Annotated in this window: 14 protein-coding genes and 2 pseudogenes; 6 read left to right on the top strand and 10 right to left on the bottom strand. The window is 69.4% G+C overall.

All coding sequences use genetic code 11. The features are described 5' to 3' along the window. Window positions 1-188: 188 nt before the first annotated feature. The 3 genes from ACFVGY_RS34260 (at window position 189) to ACFVGY_RS34250 (ending at window position 5,217) form a co-directional block, all read left to right on the top strand. Window positions 189-1,520 carry an EVE domain-containing protein gene (locus ACFVGY_RS34260; RefSeq protein ID WP_385685335.1) on the top strand — a complete coding sequence of 444 codons (1,332 nt, stop codon included), beginning with the start codon at window positions 189-191 and terminating at the stop codon, window positions 1,518-1,520. A gap of 167 nt (window positions 1,521-1,687) precedes the next feature. Beyond that, on the top strand, window positions 1,688-2,038 hold the full coding sequence (locus ACFVGY_RS34255; protein ID WP_385685332.1) for a trypco2 family protein: 351 nt from the start codon (window positions 1,688-1,690) through the stop codon (window positions 2,036-2,038). Beyond that, window positions 2,035-5,217, top strand: a complete 3,183-nt coding sequence (locus ACFVGY_RS34250) for a trypsin-like peptidase domain-containing protein (RefSeq protein WP_385685329.1) — start codon at window positions 2,035-2,037, stop codon at window positions 5,215-5,217. Before ACFVGY_RS34255 ends, ACFVGY_RS34250 begins: the two co-directional genes overlap by 4 nt. A 28-nt stretch (window positions 5,218-5,245) precedes the next feature. Here ACFVGY_RS34250 and ACFVGY_RS34245 read toward each other — a convergent pair whose 3' ends face one another. Next, complete coding sequence (locus tag ACFVGY_RS34245; RefSeq protein ID WP_385685326.1) at window positions 5,246-7,342, bottom strand: PIG-L family deacetylase; 2,097 nt, start codon at window positions 7,340-7,342, stop codon at window positions 5,246-5,248. Window positions 7,343-7,722: 380 nt separating this feature from the next. On the opposite strand from ACFVGY_RS34245, the gene ACFVGY_RS34240 reads away from it, so the two are divergent. Then, window positions 7,723-10,785 (top strand): bifunctional [glutamine synthetase] adenylyltransferase/[glutamine synthetase]-adenylyl-L-tyrosine phosphorylase, encoded by a 3,063-nt coding sequence (locus ACFVGY_RS34240; RefSeq protein ID WP_385685323.1) that lies wholly within the window; start codon window positions 7,723-7,725, stop codon window positions 10,783-10,785. Window positions 10,786-11,012: 227 nt separating this feature from the next. On the opposite strand, the gene ACFVGY_RS34235 is transcribed toward ACFVGY_RS34240, so the two are convergent. The 5 genes and pseudogenes from ACFVGY_RS34235 to ACFVGY_RS34215 form a co-directional block, all read right to left on the bottom strand. Further along, entirely contained in the window at window positions 11,013-11,360 is a 348-nt protein-coding gene (locus ACFVGY_RS34235; protein ID WP_385685320.1) for a hypothetical protein, read from the bottom strand. A 281-nt stretch (window positions 11,361-11,641) separates the two neighbouring features. Beyond that, a pseudogene (locus ACFVGY_RS34230) lies at window positions 11,642-12,443 on the bottom strand (transposase family protein). Window positions 12,444-12,523: 80 nt separating this feature from the next. Beyond that, window positions 12,524-13,204: a hypothetical protein gene (locus tag ACFVGY_RS34225; RefSeq protein WP_385685317.1), complete on the bottom strand. Its 681-nt coding sequence runs from the start codon at window positions 13,202-13,204 to the stop codon at window positions 12,524-12,526. Continuing rightward, window positions 13,195-17,850: a putative T7SS-secreted protein gene (locus ACFVGY_RS34220; RefSeq protein WP_385685314.1), complete on the bottom strand. Its 4,656-nt coding sequence runs from the start codon at window positions 17,848-17,850 to the stop codon at window positions 13,195-13,197. The genes ACFVGY_RS34225 and ACFVGY_RS34220 overlap by 10 nt, the downstream gene beginning before the upstream one ends. Continuing rightward, window positions 17,837-18,652, bottom strand: a complete 816-nt coding sequence (locus tag ACFVGY_RS34215) for a hypothetical protein (protein WP_385685311.1) — start codon at window positions 18,650-18,652, stop codon at window positions 17,837-17,839. Before ACFVGY_RS34215 ends, ACFVGY_RS34220 begins: the two co-directional genes overlap by 14 nt. A gap of 136 nt (window positions 18,653-18,788) precedes the next feature. Here ACFVGY_RS34215 and ACFVGY_RS34210 point away from each other — a divergent pair, with 136 nt between their 5' ends. Then, window positions 18,789-19,505, top strand: coding sequence for an SMI1/KNR4 family protein (locus ACFVGY_RS34210; RefSeq protein WP_385685308.1), 717 nt, complete (start codon window positions 18,789-18,791; stop codon window positions 19,503-19,505). Window positions 19,506-19,528: 23 nt separating this feature from the next. On the opposite strand, the gene ACFVGY_RS34205 is transcribed toward ACFVGY_RS34210, so the two are convergent. Further along, window positions 19,529-20,542 carry a hypothetical protein gene (locus tag ACFVGY_RS34205; RefSeq protein WP_385685305.1) on the bottom strand — a complete coding sequence of 338 codons (1,014 nt, stop codon included), beginning with the start codon at window positions 20,540-20,542 and terminating at the stop codon, window positions 19,529-19,531. Between the two features lie 48 nt (window positions 20,543-20,590). Between ACFVGY_RS34205 and ACFVGY_RS34200 the strand changes: the two genes are divergently transcribed. After that, window positions 20,591-21,217, top strand: a complete 627-nt coding sequence (locus ACFVGY_RS34200; RefSeq protein ID WP_385685302.1) for an SMI1/KNR4 family protein — start codon at window positions 20,591-20,593, stop codon at window positions 21,215-21,217. 196 nt (window positions 21,218-21,413) lie between these two features. On the opposite strand, the gene ACFVGY_RS34195 is transcribed toward ACFVGY_RS34200, so the two are convergent. From ACFVGY_RS34195 to ACFVGY_RS34185, 3 genes and pseudogenes are all read right to left on the bottom strand, one after another. Beyond that, entirely contained in the window at window positions 21,414-22,154 is a 741-nt protein-coding gene (locus tag ACFVGY_RS34195) for a pentapeptide repeat-containing protein (RefSeq protein WP_385685299.1), read from the bottom strand. A gap of 239 nt (window positions 22,155-22,393) precedes the next feature. Continuing rightward, on the bottom strand, window positions 22,394-22,873 hold the full coding sequence (locus ACFVGY_RS34190) for a hypothetical protein (protein ID WP_385685296.1): 480 nt from the start codon (window positions 22,871-22,873) through the stop codon (window positions 22,394-22,396). A 33-nt stretch (window positions 22,874-22,906) separates the two neighbouring features. Beyond that, a pseudogene (locus tag ACFVGY_RS34185) lies at window positions 22,907-23,086 on the bottom strand (hypothetical protein); the annotation flags it as partial.

Raw genomic sequence — 23,086 nt, 5'->3', positions numbered from 1 at the left:
GACCTCCCGGCCGGGATCGGGCCCGGGGGGGGGGGGGCCCCCTCGGGGTTCCGGCCCGTCCGGCCGCAGTCAGGGGCAGCGTCACGTCCACGGAGGAACTCCCCAAAGTTCTGGAACGTTCAGGTGGCGTCGGTGAACGGACGGCCCATCAAGTGATCAGCAGCTGGGGGCGTGCAGTGGGGGTGGGTATGAGCGCTTGGCTGCTTACGTGTAACCCGGACGTGTTCGATCTCGACCGGTTCCGGCGGGACGGGCATCAGCTCGAGTCCTGGAGCGTCGCGCGCTACCGCGCGGAACTCGCGGACGGCGACCGCTTCGTTATGTGGATGACCGGGCCCCGTGGGGGACTGGTGGGGCGGGGGCGGATCACGGGCGCCCCGAGCCAGCAGCCGAGTGCACCGGACGAGTACTGGCAGGAGGAGCCGGGGGTCCGCTGGTACGTGCCGCTGGTCGTGGAGCAGTGGCTCGACCGGCCGGTCCCCAGGCAGCACTTCGTGCGCGACGAGCGGTTCGCGGAGAAGTCACCCCTGGGCACGCTGTTCGCCGGCAACCCCCACAAGGTCACCGACGCGCAGTGGGAGGCCTTCGAGGAGGCCTTCGGCGGCCAGCAGGCGTCCGACGGGCCCGAATGGCTGCTGGAGCCCGGTGCGACCGTGAAGCGCAAGGAGCTTCACGACCGCTACGGCGGTAGCCGACAGGGCGGCATCAGCCGGTGTGCGAAGTCCACGAACGTGCTGATCTTCACCGATCCGCAAACGGGCCACCAGCACGGCTACTTCGACACGTGGGCCGAAGACGGCACCTTCCACTACACCGGGGAGGGGCAGGTCGGTCCTCAGGGCTTCGACAGCCCCGGCAACGCCGCCATACGCGACCACGTGAAGCTGGGGCTGGCGCTCCGGGTCTTCGAGGGGTCCCGCGGGGTCGTCCGCTACGTGGGCGAGTTCGCCGTGGATCCGACCGCGCCCTACTCGTACGACGAAGCACCCGAGACGGGTGGGGGACCGCTGCGGAAGGTGATCCGCTTCCATCTCTCCGAGGTCGGCACGACGGCTCAGCCGCCCACCGTCCCCGTCGGGTGCGGGTACCGCGTCGCAGACGAATCAGTGACTCCGGCGGCCCCGCAGTTCACCCCTCCCGACCCCGACCTCATGGGGCGCAATCTCAACGCGCACCGGAAGTTGCAGAACGCCCTCGCCGAGGCCGCTCGGGCCCGGGGGTTGGACGTCCTCTCTCCGCGCGTCACCGATCCCGATTTCGATCTCGGGTGGCGTCTGACGGCCGAGGACCTGACCGTGTGCGAGGTGAAGTCACTCACGCCCGGGAACGAGACCCGGCAGCTCCGAGCCGGTGTGGGCCAGCTGCTCGACTATCACGACAGGCTCCGCGAGCGCGCTGCGCAGGTGCGCGCCGTGCTCTGGGTCGAGTACGAGCCCTCCGATCCCCGGTGGGTGGGTCTGTGCGACCGGGTGGGCATCACCCTGGCCTGGCCGGGGCGCGAGGACGACGTTTTCGGCTAGCAGCACTGGCTTGCCGCACTCTGGGCGGGGCAACCGGGCGGCCAAGACCCCCCGATGTGGCTGCCCGCCCGGCGTGCCTGGAGGTCGACGTTCGGATCGCCGTTCGTGTCAGGGGCATATGGTATGGATAGCCAGTAACAACGGGCCGGACGGGGGAGGTTGGAGACATGCGTGACCCGTTGGGGAACGTGGAACTCACTGAGGCTGTGCAGGGCTTGCGGGATCAGTTGATGGCTTCGCTGCAGTCGGCGGAAGGGCAGCGCCTGAGGTTCGAGGTGGACGAGATCAGTCTCGACTTCTCGGTCGAGCTGCGACGCGACGTGAGTGCCAAGGCAGGCTTCAAGGCCTGGGTGGTCTCCGGTGGTGCCCAAGCAGGGATGGCGCAGAACGCCATCCACAAAGTGTCCGTGAAGTTGAAGCCCAAAGACTCCGCCACCGGAGGGTCGATCGAGATCGGAAGTTCGATCGAGGTGGATCTGGGCGATTTTGAACGTCCGTCCGGACTGCGCGGCGGATGAGCGTCCGATCCGTCGAGCGAGTCGCCGTTGTCCAGGGAGCGCGGCAAGGCAGCGGCTTCCTGCTCGACTCACGTCTGGTGCTCACCTCGGCCCACCTGTTCGAAGGGGACGAGACCGCTCGAGTCGCCGTCTCGGGCGGGACGGGGATGCACCACTGCCGCCTCGTGTGGTCTCGCTATGACGAGTCGTGTGACGCGGCGCTACTCCAAGCGGAGCAAGACCTGGTCGAGGACATCACGAAGTGCCGGATATCCGATGTCCAATGGGGCAAGATAACCGGCCTGGCGGCCTGGGAGAACTGCGAAGCGGTGGGCTACCCGCGCATCTCGCTCCGGGACGGGGCCCGGCCGGACACCGAACAGATCGTGGGAACGGTGAAGCCGGGGTCGTCCATCCTGCGAGGCCGCTATGTGCTGGACAGTTCCCATGCCCCGCCGCCCGGAGTCGGCGTGTCCTCCGCATCGCCTTGGCAGGGGATGTCGGGTGCTGCCCTTTTTGCCGACGAGTACCTGATCGGTGTGGTGTGCGGCGACCCCGGGCAGTGGGGGCACGCGCGGGTGGAAGCCGTTCCGATCTCCGTCGTGGTGGATGACGCCGGCTTCCGGCGGGCGGTGGAGGCGGCTGCAGGGCTGCGGCCTGAGCTGGTGGAGATCGGCAAACGGGCGCTGCGCACGGTGTGCGAAGCCCCTGTGCCCCGCGAGGGCGACTGGGTTCCCGTTGCCGAGGCCGACCCGGTTGCGTTCGGCGTCCATCGCGCACCGGATGCCGTCGGCTACTCGGAAGTCGTCCAGTACGTCCGCCGTTCCGTCGACGGGCAGTTGGACGCCTGCCTTGAAGGGCTGACGGAATCGGGTGGCATGCTGCTGCTGACGGGCGATTCGGCTGCAGGAAAGTCGAGGGCCTTGTACGAAGGCATGATCCGTCATTTCCGGGACTGGTCGGTCTGCAAGCCTGACCCCGACGCCGACATGTCCTTCCTGCTCTCACTCGGAAGTGCCCGCGAAAAGGTCGTCTGGTTGGACGACCTGCACAGCTATCTGCGCTCCGACGGGCTGACGCCATCTTTGCTCGACCGACTGGTCGCTCGTCGCACGGTCGTGCTCGCCACTCTGCGTACCGAATTCTATGAGCACTACACGGGCGAAAGGGATATTCAGTCCATATCGCGTGGAGGTGGGCCGTGTCTGCCCTCTTCGCCGGGCCGGGTGATCCGCGCAGCGCATCACATCACCCTTGATCGGATCTGGACCGACGGCGAGCGGCACGATGCCTCTTCGTGTGAGGATCCGCGCATTGCTGCCGCACTCAAATCCGACAGGGCGCACGGGGTGGCGGAGTACTTGGCGGCAGGGCCGCAGGTGCTCAAGCTGTGGCAGTCTGCTTCACGAGTGAAAGGCAACCCACGAGGTGCGGCGCTCGTCGCGGCTGCCGTCGCCCTTGCCCGCACGGGTGTGGACGCTGCCCTGGCGCCGGAGTCGCTGGAACGCCTCCACATGTACTTCCTCGACCGGGCGGGCGGTCCGGCGCTGCGGCCGGAAGGCTTGGACGAAGCGTGGGACTGGGCGTCCGGGGTCGTCCTGGGCGTGACCAGCCCCCTGGTTCCGAGCCGGGGTGGTACGTGGAAGCCGTTCGACTATCTCGTATCCGACGCAGCGCGCCGGTCCCGCCCGAACGAGCTACCGGATCAAGTGTGGGACGAGGCTCTGCGTGTCGTCGATGATTCACGTCGTGCGTTGGTGTCGACCGTGGCCAGGGTCGCCGGCCGGACGGACGTTGCGAAGGAAGCCCTTCGCCCTCTCGTGGAGGCGGATGATCCCGACGGCCTGATCAACCTCGGAGCACTATTGGCGGCCGAGAAGGAGTACGACGGTGCGGGCCGCTGTTTCGAGCGCGCTTCCGAGCTGGGCGATTCGACCGGTGCTCACAACATGGGTGCACTGTCCTTCGCGAGGGGGGATCTGGAGACGGCGCGCGCCTGGTACGAGAGGGCGATCGAAGGCGGGGAACTGCAGTCGATCGGAGCCCTCGGCATGGTCCATGAAAAGCTGGGTAACCAGGACGAAGCGATATCGCTCTGGAAACGGGGCACCGAGGCCGGCGATCCCGGAAGCGCACTGCACTATTCCGATTGGCTGACCTCGCAGTGGCAGTCCGACGACGCGGTCGAGGCATTGAGGGTGGCGGCCGATGGTGAGATCCCCCTCGCAGCGCTGTCGTACGCCGGCGTCCTGCTGCGTAGGGGAGACCACGAAACAGCGAACGCGTATGTCTCGCGAGCCTACGATGCGGCGGTCACGCAGGGTAATCTGGGTGACCCGATCGGCTGCCTGATGGTCGGAGTAGCCGCCTATTCCTTCGGCGACGTCCGTACGGGGGAGGAGTGGTGGAGGCGGGCACGAGACCACGGATACCAAGTGGATTGGGTGGTCTTGGATGCCCCGGACGGCTCGACCGGTCTTCCGTACTTGGCCGTCAGCCAAGAGGTCCTGAACAAACTGGGAGACGAGGAAACCCGTTCCCTCATGCAGCTGCTCTGGGCCGGCGACTGCCAGGATTGCGGATACCCGCTGGGCGACGGGGTTCCCGCCCTCTACGTGGACGATCACATCACCTGGGCAAGCGCAAGGCTCTTCCACTTCGGGTTGTGCCGGTATCCCCTCTGGAACGACTCCGCCCTGATCAATATGGCAAAGGACGCCGGCATCAGCTGGAGGTCCTTCAGCGCCGGAGTGCCGACAGGGGAGCGACACGACCGGGCCGTTCCGGCTCTCATCGTGAACCCTTCGCTGGAGGTGGCCCAGCTGGTCCGGAACGGGGACGATTGGACGGCGACCGGCGCCTACGGGCCCAGATCGGCATTCGCCGAAGCACTGCATCTTCAACCGCTGTGGTCGGGACTGCCACCCAGGCTTTCCGACTCGCTCGCCTGGGCATTCACCGGACCCGACGAGGTCGCGGTTGCGACACTCGGGCAGCTCTGGTCGGCCCCGGCCACCGCGGAGTTCATCGCATTGGTACGGCAGTACGGGGGAATGCTGCTGATCCTGACCAGCACCGTTGGACCTGAGTTTCCGGCCACGGTGGAAGGCCTGGTGGACGTTTTGGAGTCCTGGGACGCGATGACGAGGTGGGTCCCTCTGAAACCCGGTGCGCCAACCGCCGAAGAAGGGCTCACCTGACTCGCCTGACCAGCTCCTGCGACTCCTCCTATGTTCCCGGAAGGACCGCGCGGTGCCAGGTGGGGCGGGTGGGGCGGGCGGGGGTCGTGGTGGTGGTGATGTGGAGGTTTGCGTCCAGGCCCAGGACCGCTGTCGTCGTTGCGCCCGCCTGTTCGGCGATGCCGGCCGGGGCGCCCGTGTACAGCATCTTCGATTCCGTCCAGGCCGGGGGGCCGCCCACGCTCGTCGTGCTGACCGCGCCCGTGTCCGCCCGGCCGGAGAGGAGGCGGCCCGCCACGCCGACGGCACCGTAGCCCGCCCGACCGCCCGCTTCGGAGACGCTGGAAACCTGCGGCTTGCCGCCGGTGCCCGCCGTCACCAGGGCCGTGCGGACGACGCCCGAGTCCGGGCGGCGGAAGTACAGGCGGACCCCCGCGCCCTCCGGTACCACCGTGAGCGGGACCGTGGTCGCGGGCAGGCCCGTCGGGAAGGGGCCCTCCAGCGGCGCGTCCGGGGCGGGCCGGATCCAGGCCAGGACGGTCTTGCCGGTGGTGGCGTACAGGTGGAGCCGCCCGGCGGAGTCGGTCGCCGTCGCCGGGTCGCTCTGCAGGTCCGCGCCGCCCAGGTGCTGCCAGGGGCCGAAGCCGCCGTCGGGCTGCTGCTCGCGGGCGCGCAGGGTGCGCCGGGAGTCGCGTACGTACACGGTGAGCCGCCCGTCCGGGGACACGGCAGCCGCCGGGGTGCTGATCGCGGAGGTGCCGTCCTCGTCGGCGGTCTCGGGGGTGCCGAGCGACTGCCACGGGCCGAACGGGCCGTCGGGCGCGGTCTGGACGGCGTACACGGCCTCGCGCCGGTAGTCGGGGTGGAGGGTGGTGCGGGTGGCCAGGACCGCGATGCGGCCGTCCGGGAAGCGGGCCGTGCTCGCACCCGGGTCGATGCCGCCGCCGGGGAGCAGGGCCGGGCCGGTCCACCGGCCGGGGGCGCCCTGCCGGGACCAAACGGCCATCCGGCCGTCGAGGGCGGCGAAGGCCCACAGCCGGCCGGGGGTGCCGGCCGTCAGCCAGGAGGCGCTGTCACCGCGGGCGTAGCGCAGGGACTGGGCCCAGTTGCGGCCGGTGGGACTGCCCGCGACCTTGCGGTCGCCGCAGCCGGACGGGCTGCCGCAGTGGTTCTCGCGGTCGTGCCAGGCGTACGTCTTGAGGAACCCGATCTTCGTCTCGGCCGTCTGCGGGTCCAGGGAGTGCGGCAGGGAGCCGTTGTGGTAGCCGAGGTAGCTCTGCACCGTGAACCGCGGGCGGTCGGTGACCCGGTCGGCGTACGCGGCCGTCGCGGCCTGCACGAAGCGGGCGCCGTACATGTGGTCCTGGTGGTCGGTGTACTTGCCGGTCTCGGGGTAGCGGCCGGGGGTCGGGTCCTGCATGCGTATCGTCGTCGGCTTGTACCGGTCCAGGATCCCGGCTATGGCCTGTACCGTCTGGTCCTTGGTGTACGCGTACTGCTGCTTGACGGGGCTTCCGGAGGACAGCTGGGCGCCGAGCGCGGGTATCTTCCCGTGCCACAGGCCGCGCAGGCTGTCCGGGTTCTCGGCGGTGGGGTTGCGGGCCTCGCGCAGCTGGAGCCAGACGAGGTTGACCTCGGGCTTGGCGACGAGGACGTCGAGCTCGGCGAAGCCGCCGCCCTCGGTGGGTATCGCGGTGCGCTTCCACGCGCTGGTGCGGTCGCCGGTGGCCATCTGGGCGTAGGCGGCGCGTATGCCGTTCTGGCGGGCCTCCGCGTAGTGGGCGCGGTCGGCGGGCTGCTCCGGATCCCAGGCGGCGCCCCCGCGGGCCTCGTTGCGGCCGTCGGCCTCGCCGGAGGTCAGGTAGACGGTGGTGAGGGTGGTGCGGGTGGCGGTGGTGCCGGTGGTGGCGGTCAGGGTGCGGCTGAGGTCCGGGTTCATGAAGAACAGGTCGTCGTCGGGGTGGGCGACGACCTGGACGACCGAGCCGGCCGTGACGCTCGCCGGAAGGGCCGCGGTCGAGTCGCCCTCCTGGGTGGCCTCGGCCGACGTCTGCTCGCCCGTGGCGATGGCGAGTACGCCGGTGGCACCCACGGTGAGCACCGGGAGCAGGGCCGCGAGGAGGAAGCGGCGGCGGGCAAGGGACATCGGCTGGCCTGGCCTTCGGGTCGTTCCGGGCGGGAAAAACCGCTGAGCAGTCAGTGAGAGTCCAAAACAAGGGACTTGGTTCACCCGTTTCGCCGATGACTCCGGCTTTCCGGCGCAGACCGACGTGATCGCGCCGTCCGGGCCGGCCGCGGGGCCCGCCAGGGCGTGCCGTGCCCGCTCGTCGCGACCGCGCCGGAGCCCTGGAGGCCGCCGAGGCCGGTGTGACGGTGCCCCGTCGTGATGTGCAACGGGGTGCCGTACCCGGCGCATCCACCCGCTCCCCGGTGAGTCGAACGCCTGCTCCGGATAGGCTCCCTCCAAGGCCCGCGAGGGCCGTGGCGGTGAGCGACACACGGACGCGGGACGCGGGAGGCGACGGGATGACGGTCCCGGGACGCAGGAGCAGTACCTTCACGATGCTGCTGCGCAGCGGCTTCACCGACCCCTCGGCGGCGGCCCGGCTGCTCGAATCCGACGCGCTGGCCCCCGTACGCACCGACCCGGTGCTCCTCGACGCCCTCGGTGCCACGGCCGACCCCGACCTCGCCCTCCGCGGCCTGGTCCGCCTCGCCGAGGCGCAGCGCGCCGAGGACCGGCCCGCCCTCCTCGACACTCTCGTCAGCTCCAAGCCCCTGCGCGACCGCCTCCTCGGCGTCCTCGGTGCTTCGGAGGCGCTCGCCGACCACCTCGCCCGCCACCCCCGCGACTGGCAGGCCCTCGTCACCTACGAGGCCGCCGATCTGCACCCCGGCCTCGCAGAGTTCGAGCAGTGCCTGGCCGAGGGGCACGACCCCGTCGCGCTGCGCGTCGCGTACCGCCGGTGCCTGCTCTCGATCGCCGCCCGTGACGTCTGCGGCACCATCGACGTCGCCCAGACCGCCGCCGAGCTGGCCGACCTCGCCACCGCCACCCTCCGCGCCGCCCTCCGCATCGCGAGCGCGGCCGCCCCGCAGGACGCGGCCCGGTGCCGCCTCGCCGTCATCGCGATGGGCAAGTGCGGCGGCAACGAGCTGAACTACGTCTCCGACGTGGACGTCATCTTCGTCGCGGAAGCCGCCAACGGAGCCGGCGGAGCCGACGCAGCCGACGGCGGGAACGGCCGGAACCGCGGGAACGGGGCGACCAACGGCAGCGCGAACGGCGACGAGCACAAGGCGCTCCAGGCCGCCACCCGCCTCGCCTCCCACCTCATGCGCATCTGCTCCGAGACCACCGTCGAGGGCAGCATCTGGCCCGTCGACGCCAATCTCCGCCCCGAGGGCCGCAACGGCCCCCTCGTCCGCACCCTCTCCTCCCACCTCGCCTACTACCAACGCTGGGCCAAGACCTGGGAGTTCCAGGCCCTCCTCAAGGCCCGCGCCGTCGCCGGCGACCCGGAGCTCGGCGCGGCCTACGTCGACGCCATAAACCCCCTCGTCTGGCAGGCCGCCGAGCGCGAGAACTTCGTCGCCGACGTCCAGCAGATGCGCCGCCGCGTCGTCGACAACATCCCCGCCTCCCAGGTCGACCGCGAGCTCAAGCTCGGTCCCGGCGGCCTGCGCGACGTCGAGTTCGCCGTACAGCTGCTGCAGCTCGTCCACGGCCGGAGCGACGCCACCCTCCGCTCCGGCACCACCCTCGACGCCCTGCACGCCCTCGCCGCCGGCGGCTACGTCGGCCGTGCCGACGCCGCCCAGCTGAACGACGCGTACCGCTTCCTGCGCGCCATGGAGCACCGCATCCAGCTCCACCGCCTGCGCCGCACCCACCTCGTCCCCGAGGACGAGGCCGACCTGCGCCGCCTCGGCCGCTCCCTCGGGCTGCGCACCGAACCCGTCGTCGAGCTCAACAAGGCCTGGCGCCGCCACGCCTCCGTGGTCCGCCGCCTGCACGAGAAGCTCTTCTACCGCCCGCTCCTCGACGCCGTCGCCCAGCTCGCCCCCGGCGAGACCCGGCTCTCGCCGCGCGCCGCCGGCCAGCGCCTCGAAGCCCTCGGGTACGCCGACCCGGCCGCGGCCCTGCGCCACCTGGAGGCCCTCGCCTCCGGCGTCACCCGCAAGGCCGCCATCCAGCGCACCCTGCTCCCGGTCATGCTGGGCTGGTTCGCGGACTCCGCCGACCCGGACGCCGGCCTGCTGGGCTTCCGCAAGGTCTCCGACGCCCTCGGCAAGACCCCCTGGTACCTGCGCCTGCTGCGCGACGAGGGCGCCGCCGCCGAGAACCTGGCCCGCGTCCTGTCCGCCGGCCGCCTCGCCCCCGACCTGCTGATGCGCGCCCCCGAGGCCGTCGCCCTGCTCGGCGACCCCGAGGGCCTCCAGCCCCGTACGCACGAGGCCCTGCTGCAGGAGGTGCTGGCCGCCGTCGGGCGCGCCGACAGCGCCGAGGCCGCCGTGACCGCGGCCCGCGGGGTCCGCCGCCGCGAACTGTTCCGCACGGCCGCCGCCGACATCATCGCCTCGTACGGTACGGAGGACAGCCCCGCCGAAACGGACCGCGGAGCCCTCGTCGACCGGGTCGGCCGGGCCGTGTCCGACCTCACCGCCGCCACCGTCGCCGGAGCCCTGCGCGCCGCAGTCCGCGACCAGTGGGGCGACACCCTGCCCACCCGGTTCGCCGTCATCGGTGTCGGCCGGTTCGGCGGCCACGAGCTCGGCTACGGCTCCGACGCCGACGTCCTGTTCGTCCACGAACCCCGCGAGGGCGTCGACGAGCAGGACGCCGCGAAGGCCGCCCAGACCGTCATCGCCGAGATGCGCCGCCTCCTCCAACTCCCCACCGCCGACCCGCCGCTGCTCATCGACGCCGACCTGCGCCCCGAAGGCCGCTCCGGCCCCCTCGTCCGCACCCTCGCCTCGTACGCCGCGTACTACCGCCGCTGGTCGCTGACCTGGGAGAGCCAGGCCCTGCTGCGCGCCGCACCCGTCGCCGGCGACCCGGACCTCGGCCGCCGTTTCATCGACCTGATCGACCCGCTGCGCTACCCCGCCGAAGGCCTCGGCGACGACGCGGTCCGCGAGATCCGCCGCCTCAAGGCCCGCATGGAATCGGAGCGCCTGCCGCGCGGCGCGGACCCGACCCTCCACACGAAGCTGGGCCGCGGCGGCCTCAGCGACGTCGAGTGGACCGTCCAGCTGCTCCAGATGCGGCACGCCTGGGCCGAACCCGCCCTGCGCACCACCCGCACCCGCGAGGCCCTGGCCGCCGCCCACGCAGCCGGCCTGATCCCCGCCGAGGAGGCCCAGATCCTGGACGAGGCCTGGGTCCTGGCCACCCGCGTCCGCAACGCCGTGATGCTGGTCCGCGGCCGCGCCGGGGACACCTTCCCGTCGGAGGCCCGCGAACTGGCCGCGGTGGGCCGCTACCTCGGCTACGCGGAGGGCACGGTCGGCGAAATGCTGGACGACTACCGCCGCACCACCCGCCGCGCCCGCGCCGTCGTCGACGACCTCTTCTACGGCGGCTGAGGTGGTGCAGTGTGCCTTCAGCTGGAGGCCCTCGCCCCAAGTGGGAAAAAATGAGCGTGAGGACGTCCGTGAAACCATGTTCCGTCGTCTGCCATAGCACCCCTGCCCAGCCCCTTCACCCCCAGGGCGCCAGGATGAAAAGGGCTCGGCAAGCGCGGCCGTCTCGCTCTTTGAAATAACAAACAATAAGATTGCATAGTCCGCACACGACACACCAAGGGAACCCGTCAGCGGAGCAGGGTTCGATCCGAGATCACGATATGCGGAAATATCTGGGTTTCCATCGCCCCAACGGTATCGTCAGTGCTGAAATCTATCATTATTTTCGACGATCCATACTCATCGATGATGCGAAGAAGCGTCGCGCCCTCTCGGAAGATGGTGAAGGTCGGTCCGGTCCGCGCTGGACTCCAGGTCACGGCGACAGACCCGCCAAGTACGTCGTAGGAAAATTCGAGGCAGTCGTCCACTACCTCAGAGAAATCGATCGTAAATTGCGTGTCCCCTGTAACGGCAGCCTCCACCCCGAACGCAATGACAAACTCCTGCGGCTCTGGGGGTGCAAATTTTGCCACAATGAGCCCCTTGTCTCTCTCGAGAGAAATGATGCCGTCGTTACTTTCTTCGGGTGTTCGCGAATCTCATTCAGGCTTGACGTTCTTCCACCGGCTCCCGCCCTTAAAGATTACCGGGCGCACGCGGAATTCTGCGATCACGGAACACGGCTCCTTCCTGCCGGGAATAACATGATGATTTGGTTGCCGCCCTCCGAATCCGGGAGATGGCCATACCGGCCGTCCCGCCGCGGGCCTTCCTCCCCGTGCTGTCCGCGACAGCCTGCCTCAGTGAGCTTCTTTCATCCTGAATATCCGCAGGTGAGGAGGGTGTGGATGGCTTGGGCGGTGCGGCCGATGCGGTTGGTCGAGCAGCGTGCCCGGCGCATGACTCTCCAGGACTTCAAGCGTGCGAAGGCGCGTTCGCCTGGTGCTCGTAGTCGGGCGTGGTCGCGGTTGTACTGCTGGTAGTGGGCCGGCTGGTCGCGGTGGTTGTAGTACGGAGTGCGGACGGTGGCGCCGGCTCCCTGGTAGGTCCGGTCGGCCAGGACGAGGATCTGCCTGGTGAGGCAGGCCTGGACGATGCCGTGGGCGCGGGCCGCGGTCAGGTCGTGGGCGCGACCCGGCAGAACTCTGGAGAACCACAGGGGTGTGCCGTCAGGGCGGGCGATGACCCGCACGTTCATCCCGTGCCGCTTGTGCTTTGCGAGTAGTACGGCTCGTCCGCGGCGATCCGGTCGGTCGGGATCAGCGTGCCGTCGACAATGACGAAGTCGCCTTCGCCCAGCCCGACCAGCGCTTCGTGCAGTCCAGGTGCCCACGCGGCGAGCACCTCCAGGGCCTCGTCGACGTAGCGCCAGGCCGTTGCCTGCGACACTCCGAAGCCGGCTCCGAGCTGCGCGAACGTCTCGTTCTTGCGTAGGTGGGCCAGAGCCAGGAGGGCCTGCTTGAAACAACCGAGCTTGCGCCAGCGTGAGTTCACCTCATGCCTTCGGGTGTAAAGCAGCCAGGAGACGTGCTCAACAGCTCGTACGGGACGTCAAGCATGGCAGGATACGGAACCAATGAAGCCCCTGACGTCGATGTGATGAGTGGAATCACCACACCAACGACAGGGGCTTCGCCATGTCACCACCACCCGACTGACCAGCGCTTTCACACCTCAGAGACAGGTTGAAAGAGGTTCAGTGGTCGGGAACGCTGACGAGCAATTCTTTGAGACGGATGCGCCCGGCGCCGTCGCCGACGAGGGTTGCCTTGGCGAGAGGGGCTCGCCTCCTGGTCTCCGGCCGGGGTGGGTACCAGTGGAGGGCGGTCAGTCGGATCTCGATGTCGGGCGCGCCGACGGCACGGAACACCATGCCGACCTGCGCCTCGCCCGTGAGGCTCTCCACGACGCACACCAGTTCCTCGGCTGAACTCTTTGCGAGCTGGGTCACGTACAGCCGCGCCGCGGTCGGCGGCGCGGGCTGCGTGGCGATCGCCCGGATGATGAGTTCGATGTCCTCGGAGGCGGCGATGCAGAACCCCTGGTCGCTCTGGCTGATGGCCGTCTTGAGGTCGCCGTAGCCTTCACCGTCCAGTCCGGCTTCATCGACCAGCCTCGTCGGCACAATCAACGAGTTCCTCCTTTCCCCGAAGAACCAGGTGATGTTTTGCGGCGCATCTCGCACCACAGATGTGAACATCTCCTTCAACTCCGGGTGTGGTTCACTGAAACGCCAACCGAGAGAAGGCACCTGAATGAGGCCAGTGTGACCGATCTCGCTTGTGGATCTGATCCAAGCCACGGGCGCGAATCGCTCAAGGGCAGCCTTGGCTCGATGAAAGCGCGACAGTGGTTCTGTCATGTTCGTCACCGCCATTTCCTGTTCCTTCGCATCTCTCTCAGTTCATTCAGGTTGGCTTCGCCTTCCAATCGTATGACGCGTTCGGGGTTCTGTGACCGCAGGGCCCGCTCGTAGTCGCCTCGGGCGATTGGCTCCGGGCTCAGGGTCGGGTCATATACGTATCGACCGTCAGTGTATACCTGGTGGAATTCGTAGTCCTCAATCTCGATTCCGTTGGGCCCGGCCTCGGGAGTTCTGAGGTTTCCGGACGGGGTGATGTAGTGGACAATTTTTCCTTCGCCCTCCGCCCGCTTCATGATGAAATCTGAAATTTCGGTACAGTCGATATACTCGCCTTGCGGTGCTTCCTTCATGGCGTCGATCAAATTCTGCTTCGGGGGATGATCGGGGTTGGGCTTTCGGAAGTCAAAGGGGTCGCGCTCCGGGCACCCTTCCGGGGCCAGGCCCATGGGGTCGGCCCAAGTGTGAGGGTTGTGGACGTACGTGGTCGGGTTGGGGGCGGGGGTGAGGCCGAGGGGATCCGGGGAGAGGAAGCGGGCGGTTTCGGGGTCGTAGGTGCGGAAGTAGTTGTGGTGGAGGCCGGACTCGGGGTCGTAGTACTGCCCCGGGAAGCGGAGAGGGGTGTAGGCCGTCGCGTCGCGGTTCCAGGTTGTAGTGCCCCAGAGCGTGGAGCGGGTGTGCCACGCCGTGGTGCCGTCTTCTGCGATGAGGTGGGTGGGAGTGCCCACCAGGTCCGTGACGATCGTGAAGAAGCGGTCGTCAACCTCGTCCTGGGCCATGCGCTCTGTCTGGGTGACGGGGTGAAGGCCCTGGTGGGTCCAGGTGAGGGTGACCGCGCCTCTGGTCTGCTCGCACAAGATTGTGCCGTCCCAGGTAAACAGGGTCTCCTCGATGACCGCCCCGGTCTCCGACAGACGCTGCTTGGCCGTCCGGCGGCCCAGGGGGTCGTATCGGTAGCGCCAGCGGGTGCCGTCCGGGGTGGTCACCCCGACCAGGCGGTCTTCGGTGTTCCACTCGTAGCGCCAGGTGTCGGGCTTGCGCGAGAGACGGGTCTTCCGGCGAAGGGTAACGCGGCCCAGAGCGTCGTACTCGTAGCGGATTGATCCAGCGCGGGTGATGCGGGTGCCCGTGTAGGCGCGGTCGCCCCGGGCCTCCGCGCCGGGGTGCTGCGTTGGCCAAGAGGCGGTGGTCTGGTTGCCGGCCTCGTCGTAAGCGTAGCGCTCCGACCAGGAAGAGGCCTCGACAGTCGTGACCCGGGCTGCCGCGTCCAGAGTGAAGGTGCGCAGGCCGACAACGGAGTCGTCGATATCGGTCAGGTAGCCGTCGGCGCGGTAACTGTAGCCGCGCCGCTGGAGGGTGCGGCCGTCTTGACCGACGACCGACTGGGCGGTGCGGCGGCCCATCACGTCGTACTCGTGGATGAGGGAGAGCGACGGGTTCAGCGTACGCCTCAGCTCCTGCCCCGCAGCGTCGCGTTCAAAGACCAGAGTGCGGCCCTCAGTGGTAAGGGCGCTGCGCCGACCTGCCGCGTCGTACGCCCAGAGGGATTCGGCGCCCCCAGGCGTCGTGCGGCTGGTGCGGCGCCCCAGCGCGTCGTAGTCGTACGTGAGGGTGCGGCCGTTCACCGTCTCCGAAAGCAGTCGGCCCGTGGCGTCACGGAGCCAGGTGACCGTAGCCTCCGGTGAGGAAGCCGTCGCGAGGGTGTCGAAGACGTCGTACGCGTAGGTGGTGACCAGGCCGGCGGCGTCCTTGCGGATCGTTTGGCCGAGCTCGTTGCGCTCGTATGCCGTGGTCTCGCCTGCGGCGTTGGTGCAGGAGGTCAGACGTCCCGAAGCGTCGTACCCGTAGGTGAGGGTTCGGCCGTCGAAGTCCGTCTCTGAGGCCAGCCGACCCGCCGCGCCATAGGTGTAGCTCCAGGTGAGCCCTTGCGGGTTGGTGACCCCTGTCAGGCGGAGTTCCATGTCGTGCGAGAACGTGTAGCGCGCGCCGTCCGGCCCGGTCCGCGCGGTGAGGAGGTCGAAGTCACCGTACTCGAAGACCGTGACTCCGCCGATCGCGTCCATGTGGGTTAGGCAGTTGCCCTCGCCGTCGTAGGTCCAGGACTCCTCGCTGCCGTCGGTGTTCACTCGGTGCAGGAGGCGGCCTTCGACGCTCCAGGTGAGGTGCGTGGTGTGGCCCAGCGGGTCCGTGATGGCGATCGGGCGGCCGAAGGCATCGCGGATGTAGGTCGTTGTCCCGCCCAGGGGATCCGTTGCCGAGGTGACCTGGCCTGCCGGGTCGCAGCGGACCGTGGTGGTGCTGCCCAGGGCATCCGTCACCGAGGCGACGTGGCCGCGGGTGTCGTACGCGAAGTGAGTCGTGGCACCGACGGGGTTGGTGACGGAGGTGCGGTTGCCGCGGTTGTCGTATGTCTGGCGGGTCACCCTGCCATCCGAGGCGATCAGCTTCACCGGCAGGCCGAGTGCGTTGTATTCCGCCCGCGATACGCGGCCGTCCGGACGGGTCACACCGGTCATCCGGCCCGCCTCGTCGTACGTGAAGCGGATGGTGTGGCCCAAGGGGTCGGTGCGCGAGAGCAGGCGGTTGCGGCGGTCGTGTTCGAAGTGGGTGGTGGCGCCTGTGGGGTCGATCTCCGCGGTGATCTGCGCGCGGTCGTTGACGAGGAACTGCGTGCGGTGGCCGAGGGAGTCGGTGAGGGTGGTGCGGCCCGGCTCGTAGGCGAAGCGGACGTTGAGGTGGCCGTTCGATCCCGACTGGGCGATGCAGCGGTGCTCGTCGTCGTAGACGTAGTCGAAGTGGCGGTCGTTGGTGTCGGTCCAGGAGGTGATCCGGTTCAGGTCGTCGTAGCCGAAGCGGAGGGGGCGGCCGGAGGAGTTGGTGACCTCGGTGAGGTTGCCGTCGGTGTAGCCGTACCGGAGGACCTGGGTGCCGTCGGCCAGGTCGAGGCCGGTTATTCGGCCGTCGGAGGTCGACAGGCGGACCTCGTAGCCGCCGCTGTGGGCGACGCTGACCGGGGCGCCGGCTTCGTCGTGCGTGAAGGTGATCCAGGCGCCGTTACGGTCGTCGATCTGTATGAGCAGGCCGTGTTCGGTGAAGTGCCGGACCCGCCCCGTGTCGGGGTCGGTGACCGTGTAGCCGCCGTCCTCCTGCCGTTCCAACGGCCAGCGCCGCCCCAGATGCGGGAGGACGGGACCGCCTGGAGAGGGGTGGGGATAGCCGAGCAGACTGCCGTTCTCGCCTACCAGGACAATGCCCGTCTCGTCGATCTCCAGGCGCTCGTCGAGCGTGCAGGACCAGCTCGGGCCGAACCAGCGGCCCAGGCGGTAGGACGATTCGAAGGTGCGGCTGATCACGAGGGGCAGCGAGCCGGGCAGGACGAGATCGGTCTGGGGCAGGATCATCCGGCCCGTTGCGACATCGACCGGATCCTCCCGGCAGGTCCGGTCGCACGGTTCGCGCGACGTCCCGTGCGGATCCCTGTTCAGCTCCTCGCCGGCGGACGGCCCCTTCGGCTCTTCCGGCTTCTCCGGCCCCTCCCGTCCTCTCGGGGGCTTCGGTGCGTGCGCCATGTCGTCGGCGAGGCGGGTGGCTCCTGCGGCGGTGCGGGCCGCGCCCGACAGCAGGCCGGACCCCCTCGATACAGCTGCTTCCGGTACGAGCTTGCCGCCGAACTCGTACGGGTCCTTCATCGCACTGTCGATCAGGGCCTTGGCTGTGGCGTCCGGGGTGTTGGCAGCCGTGAGGAAGTTGGCCCCCATGCTGTTGAGGCCCATCTGGGCCACGGTGGGATGGTTGATGTTGTACGGGTCGTTGGAATCCAGTGCGCGGTAAGTGTTGACCATGCCGGCCGCGCCTTTGGCGACACCGCCGAGGAAGTGCTGGTACTCGGCGCCCTTGCGTACGATTTCGATCATCGCGGCTTCGGTGGCCGACACCTTCGGTGCCGCATCCCGGGCCTTCTCCAGAGCCTGGGCGGCCGAGCGGGCGACGTCGTCACGCTGGCGCCGTGCCTCGGCCAACTTCTGCTGGGCGGCCTTGATGCCGTCGGCACCCGGATCGGTGAAGCCACCCGGGCGGGCGGGCAGCGGATTCCGCTCGGCCTTCACAGCCGCCTCGTAATCCTTCACCCACGTGTTGTAGGCGCTACGGGCGTTCTCCGACAGCTTCACCGCAGCCTTGTACTCGTCGATCGCCTCCTTCGCCTGACCTTGCGCCCACGTCACCGTGTCGGCGAACCGGGCGACCGTGCCGGCCGCCGAATCGAAGGCTGCCGCGGCGGCGAACCAGCGAGGTGCCTTCTCCTGGACGGAGTCCCGGAAGGCGTCAGCCGAGGCGCCCTTGATGCCGTCCGTGCCCAGCTTCTTCAGGCCCTCCCCGGTGCGGGTGAAGGCCGTGCTGAAATCACGCAGGTGTCCGGCGGTCGCACGCAGGCTGCTCGCGCTGCCGTGGACCAGCTGCTTGGGGTCTTCGGTCTGGCCGAGGTCGACCTCGCCGACATCGGCACCCAGACGGTTCGCCGCGGAGTTCGCCGTGTTGCGGACGGCATTGGCGCCCCCCTGCCAGCCCACGTCCTCCAGCGCATCAGCGGTCTTGCCACCGAGCCATTCGACGGCGTCCCCGGTGATGGCTGCGCCCTTCTCCAGCCAGTTACCGTCGCCCATCAGAACCTGCCCCCTCATCACCGTGCTGCTCACCGCTGTGAGCGTTGCCGTGCTGTCCTGGAACCTGCGGGTTGCGCATGTGGTCAAGCGTTTCGCGGTCCATGCCCTGCGCCTCGGCGACGTTCTCCAACAGGCCGCCGCCGATCCCCTCGTTGAGGACCCTGTGCTTGGTGTCCGCCCAAGTACGGTCGAAGTCCTCCCTGGCCTGGCGGGCCTGCTCCGGCGTTTCCCGCTTGAACGCGTGGTCCGAGAGGATCGCGTCCATGGACTTCTTCTCGACCTCGTCCTCCGAGGCGTGGGGGTTGCCGACACCGGCATTGACCAGCACCTTGAAGGTGCCGTTGCGGTACTGGTCCTCCTCCCAGACCGAGCCCGCCGCTATCCCCAGCCGCTCGGCAAGCCCGCTCGTACTGATCACGAGGCTGGCCACCCCGAGGTCCCACCGTTCGCAGAAGCCCTCCAGGGCCGAGGCCACCGCCGGATGGCCGGCCTCAAAACCCGTCAGCGCGAGCCGGCTCATACCGGACCCGGCTACGGCCGAGGTGTCCGTGGCGAACTCCCGCAACTCCCCCACCGCCGCCCGCAGCCCGTCCTGGATGCTCCGCACGGCAACCGGATCCATCTCCAGGTCTTTGCCGTCGCCACCACTCACAATCCCCACCCCCAAGAGTTCGACGGAGGTTATGCGAGACAACCGACAACGCCCTGGTTGCCGCAGGCAGGCATCTAGCCAGGTCAGCGGACAGTCTTCGCCCCAGCCCTTCTTCGAGATCTCGCCCTCCGACGCGTACGCATTCTGCATGATGTCCTGGTACGCGCTCGGCTTTGCTCTTCCGACACGCACAGAATGAGACAGGTATGCGGATCCAGGGTGGGCCCCGAGCACTCCCCCAGCCGGTGTATCCGGCCGACAGGCCGGCGCTGTCTAGGGTGGTCGCATGCACCGTCTTCCCCCGCCGTCGTCGTTAACCGAAGCCGAGGTGGCCGAGGCCGAGCGGGAGCTCGGGGTTTCCTTTCCCGCCGAGTACCGGGCCTACTTGGTCGGTGTCAGTGCCGGTGGGGACGTGGCCCGGCTCGAACGCGGCGAGCGGGGCTGGTGGTGGGCCGACAACCGCCAGACCCGGGCCGACCTGCTGCCGCTGCCCTTCCCCCACCCCGACTCGTACGACGCCGCGGAGGACGAGCTGGATGCGCGGATGCCGCGACGGGAGGACTTTGAGGACGAGTCCGTCGCCGTGGCCGCCTGGCGTGCCTGGGACGCGGAGGCGGATGAGTTCGAGGACCGGAAGACGGCCGGCGCGGTGGTCCTCCAGGAGCACGGTTGCGGCTTCGCCACGCTGCTTGCGCTGTCCGGTCCGCTGGCCGGCACGGTGTGGTGGGACGGCCGGGCCACCTGCGGCCGGATCGTCCCGTTGTCCCTCGTCCACGCGGCTGGGGCCCGACCGGTCACGTTCGCTGAGTGGCAGGAGTACGGCTTCTGGGACCTGCTTCCGCCCGACTGGGGCCGCTCCGAGCCGGCTCAGCCCGTTGTTTTCGCGCCTGCGAGGGAGGAGCCGAGGGCGCCGTTCCTCCGGCGGTTGGCGGCGGCGGTGGTTGCCGCATGGCGTGACCCGGTCAGGCCGCTGCGCCGGAGCAGCGGCCCAGGTCTGGGCTGAGGCGGTCGGGGGCGTCGCCCGCGTCAGCGGGCGGGCTCGGTCACTTGGGCGAGCAGGGCGGCCGCCTCCTGCGGGGCGAGGGCGCGCTCGTACACGAGCTCGCCGGTCATCCCGGGGAAGAAGCGGCCGGCGGGCCAACTCCTCCCGTACGGGGACGGGTCGAGGACCACGAGCCGGACGCCGTCCACGGTAGGGATGTCCGCCGGGTTGCCCTCGTTCCATATCCACTCGCCGTCGGCGCCGACCAGGTTGAAGGAGCCGGTGGTCGGCACCATGCCGGCCTGGTCGCGGCAGCTGGCGACGGCCTCGGCCGACGGCGCCTCACCCGCCACGAGCCCCCGGCCGATCAGGGCGTCGGCGAGGAGCGTGTGCAGCTGGAAGTTGTCGCCGATGCCGGAGATGCGCAGCGCGAAGCCGGCGCCGGTGGCGCGGTCGAGCGCGATGAGCGGCTCGTCGTCCAGGACGGCGAGGGCGTACGCGAGGCACTTGAACGGCTCGTCGGACAGCTCCGCGACCCGGGCGACGGCGGCCCGCAAGCCGTCGCGGCCCGGGAGCTCGCGGCGCACCCGCGGCGAGTTGAGCATCGCCACGCAGGCCATCTCGAACTGCGGCAGTGCCTGCCAGGCCATGACGGGTTCGAAGCCGATCCGCTCGAAATCGGCCTCTTCCAGGCCCTCGCCCTCGTGGTCGGGCAGCTCGCCACGGCCGGCGGCCGCCCACCGCTCGCAGAAGACGGCGGCCTGCTCGAAGGCGTCCAGGGCGCCCGCGAACACGCCGGGCGCGCAGGCCAGCGGGTCGGCGCCGCGCTCGACGCACGCCCCGGTCAGTACGGCAACCACCGCCCGCGGCCCGGGCGGCACCTCCCCGAGCAGGGCGGCGAGCCGAGGCCCCGCCGCCTGTAGCTGGGCGTCCGTCGCCTTGCCGAAACCGCGCGTCAGCTGCGCGAACGCACGCTCCGCCGCGTCCGCGTCCTGGGCCCGCACAGCCGCTTCGAAATCCTCGACGGCAGCCGAAAACCGCCCACGTCCGAATATCATCCGCGCACCCTAGCCGAGGCCCCCGACAACCCCGCCTAGGGTGGCCGCATGCACCGTCCTTCACCGCCCCCGCCGCCGTTGACCGAGGCCGAGGTGGCCGAGGCCGAGCGGGAGCTCGGCGTCTCCTTCCCCGCCGAGTACCGGGCCTACTTGGTGGGCGTCAGTGCTGGTGGGGACGTGGCCCGGCTCGAACGCGGCGAGCGGGGCTGGTGGTGGGCCGACAACGACCAGACCCGGCCCGACCTGTTGCCGCTGCCCTTCCCGCACCCCGACGCGTACGCCGCCGCGGAGGCCGAGCTGGACGCGCGGGAGCCCCAGTGGGAGGACTTCCTCGACGGGCCGTCGGCCGCGGTCGCCTGGCAGGCCTGGGACGCGGAGTACGAGGAGTTCCAGGACCGGAAGACGGCCGGCGCCGTGGTCCTCCAGGAGCACGGTTGCGGCTTCGCCACGCTGCTCGCGCTGTCCGGTCCGCTGGCTGGGACGGTGTGGTGGGACGGCCGGGCCACCCACGACCTGATCGTCCCGCTGTCCCTCGACCATGCGGCGGGCGGTCGTCCGGTCACCTTCGCCGAGTGGCTGGAGCGCGATTCGTGGGACCTGCTGCCCGACTGGGGCCGGCCCAACCAGGTCCTGCCTGCCGCGCCCACGGCCGAGTCCGGGTCCGGGGCCGGTTAGCGACGCGGTCGCTGGTCCGGCGTCCCGCGCAGCGGCATCGGCCTTCGCCCCCGAGGATGCCCCCCGCAGGCCGTGTGGGGGCTCTTCTGGTATGGGCTCTTCGTCGTCTGGGGCGTCAGCATCGGTGTGGCGGTCTGGCAGCGGCTACGCCGCCGGTGGCGACAGCGACATGGAGGTCCAGGGCCATTCTAGGATTTCAGTGAATTTCTTCGGCGCCTTTCCACAGTGTGCACTTCGGAGCCTCCTCCCCGCCCCTGATACCGTCCCGCATGTCGTCGCAAGACCGCAGCACCTTCCCGGTCACTTCGTCGTGGTGATCCACCACGATCACCGCGGCCAGAACCTCCTTGGGCACGCCCTTCGGCCAACACGTGTAGACGTTGACCTTGACACCTTCGAAGGACTCGGCAGGACCCAATACAGCATGGGTGAGGTTCGCGCTGTGCAATGACGCTCCCTCAAGATCTGCGCCCTTCAAGTCTTCCTGGTAAAGATTGGCTCCGATCAGGTTTGCCCCTTGGAGCTGAGCTCCCGCGAGATCTGCTCCTCTGAGGTCGGACTCCCTGAATTTGAAGCCCTCCAGGGGAGCATCGCGCAAGTCGGCGTTGTGAAGCGCCTTGCCGCTGAAGTTGATCCCATCCATGTTCTTGCCGTTGGGAGTGAAACCCGGTATGGAGTCGGCTATCTCGACGTTCGCTCTCCACGCCGCGTACTTCTGCGACTCTCCAAAGGACTGTTCCAAGAACAGAGCCGATATCCCGATGGCGATGCCGGTGACAAGGCCCCCGCCGATTCCCGCGAGCACCTCAATCCGAGGTTCGGAATCCGGTTCTCTGACTGCCATCCTCCAGGCGAAGATCGCGCCCGCGGCGCCGAGTGCTCCGAGGAGGAGCAATACACCGATCAAGGCCCATGACCACGCACCTGTCTCCGGCACGGGGACCATCCCCAATACACATGGACAAGACGAGGGATGCTTCTCCTTCCTCTCTACCTCCGGTGCCAGCTGATCGCAACAAGGGTCCCCGCAAGCAGGCCGTCAAGGCCGACACGTGGCGTCTTGGAGTGGAGGGGCAGGGCTGTTCGGCGTCTGGGGCGTCGGCCCCGGTGTGGCCGCCTGGCGGCGCCTGCGCCGCCGCCGTTGAGGCAGAGTCGTCGCCGGGAAGGACATCAGGGTCACTCGACGACCTCGACCTCGTCCGGCTTGGGGAACGGCAGCATGCCCCAGCCCATGGGCCACCCGCGCAGTCGGCCCTCGGCCGGTTCGGTTTCGAGGATCCGCGGGATGCGCAGTTCCCACGGCTGGTGCGGGTTCTCGTCCCGGTCCGGCCAGGGGATCGTGGCCGTCCGGAAGCGCGCGTCCAGCTCGTCGAGCTCGGGTTGGCGGATCGTCCGCACGCGTGGCGGCAGCAGCCGCCAGACCTTGGCCAGCGCGGTCCGGCACCACAGGTCGTTGTCGAGTTCCGGCGCGCACCACCCGTAGCCTTCTTCCACTTCCTCCACGAGGTCCTGCCACGCCTCGAACAGCGAGTTGAGCGTCCATGGTCGTCCGTCGATACGACGCCCGGCGCCGGAGGAGACGGCTGCATGCACGGCCGCGTACTCCTCGGCGGTCAAGGGCGATTCGTCGGCAGGGGCAGGCGTTTGGTGGCTCATCCGCCGACTATCGCAGTGCCCTGGCCTGCCCGGCTACGCGACGTTCGGCGGGTCCATGGCGCGGGTGCAGGGGCCGCAGTTTCCGCCGGGGGTGGGGGCGCGGTAGGCCTTGCCGCAGGTTTCGCAGCACTGGAGGGGGTGGATCATCCGGTCCGGGGGCGCCGGGCCGCGCGCCGCGCCCGCCCCGCGGCCGGGGGGGGGGACTGTGCGGGG

The organism is Streptomyces sp. NPDC127106 (assembly GCF_042677605.1).
In the GTDB taxonomy this organism is placed as follows: domain Bacteria; phylum Actinomycetota; class Actinomycetes; order Streptomycetales; family Streptomycetaceae; genus Streptomyces.
Note: the sequence above shows the minus strand (reverse complement) of the source record. Positions and strands in the feature narration are given on the sequence as shown.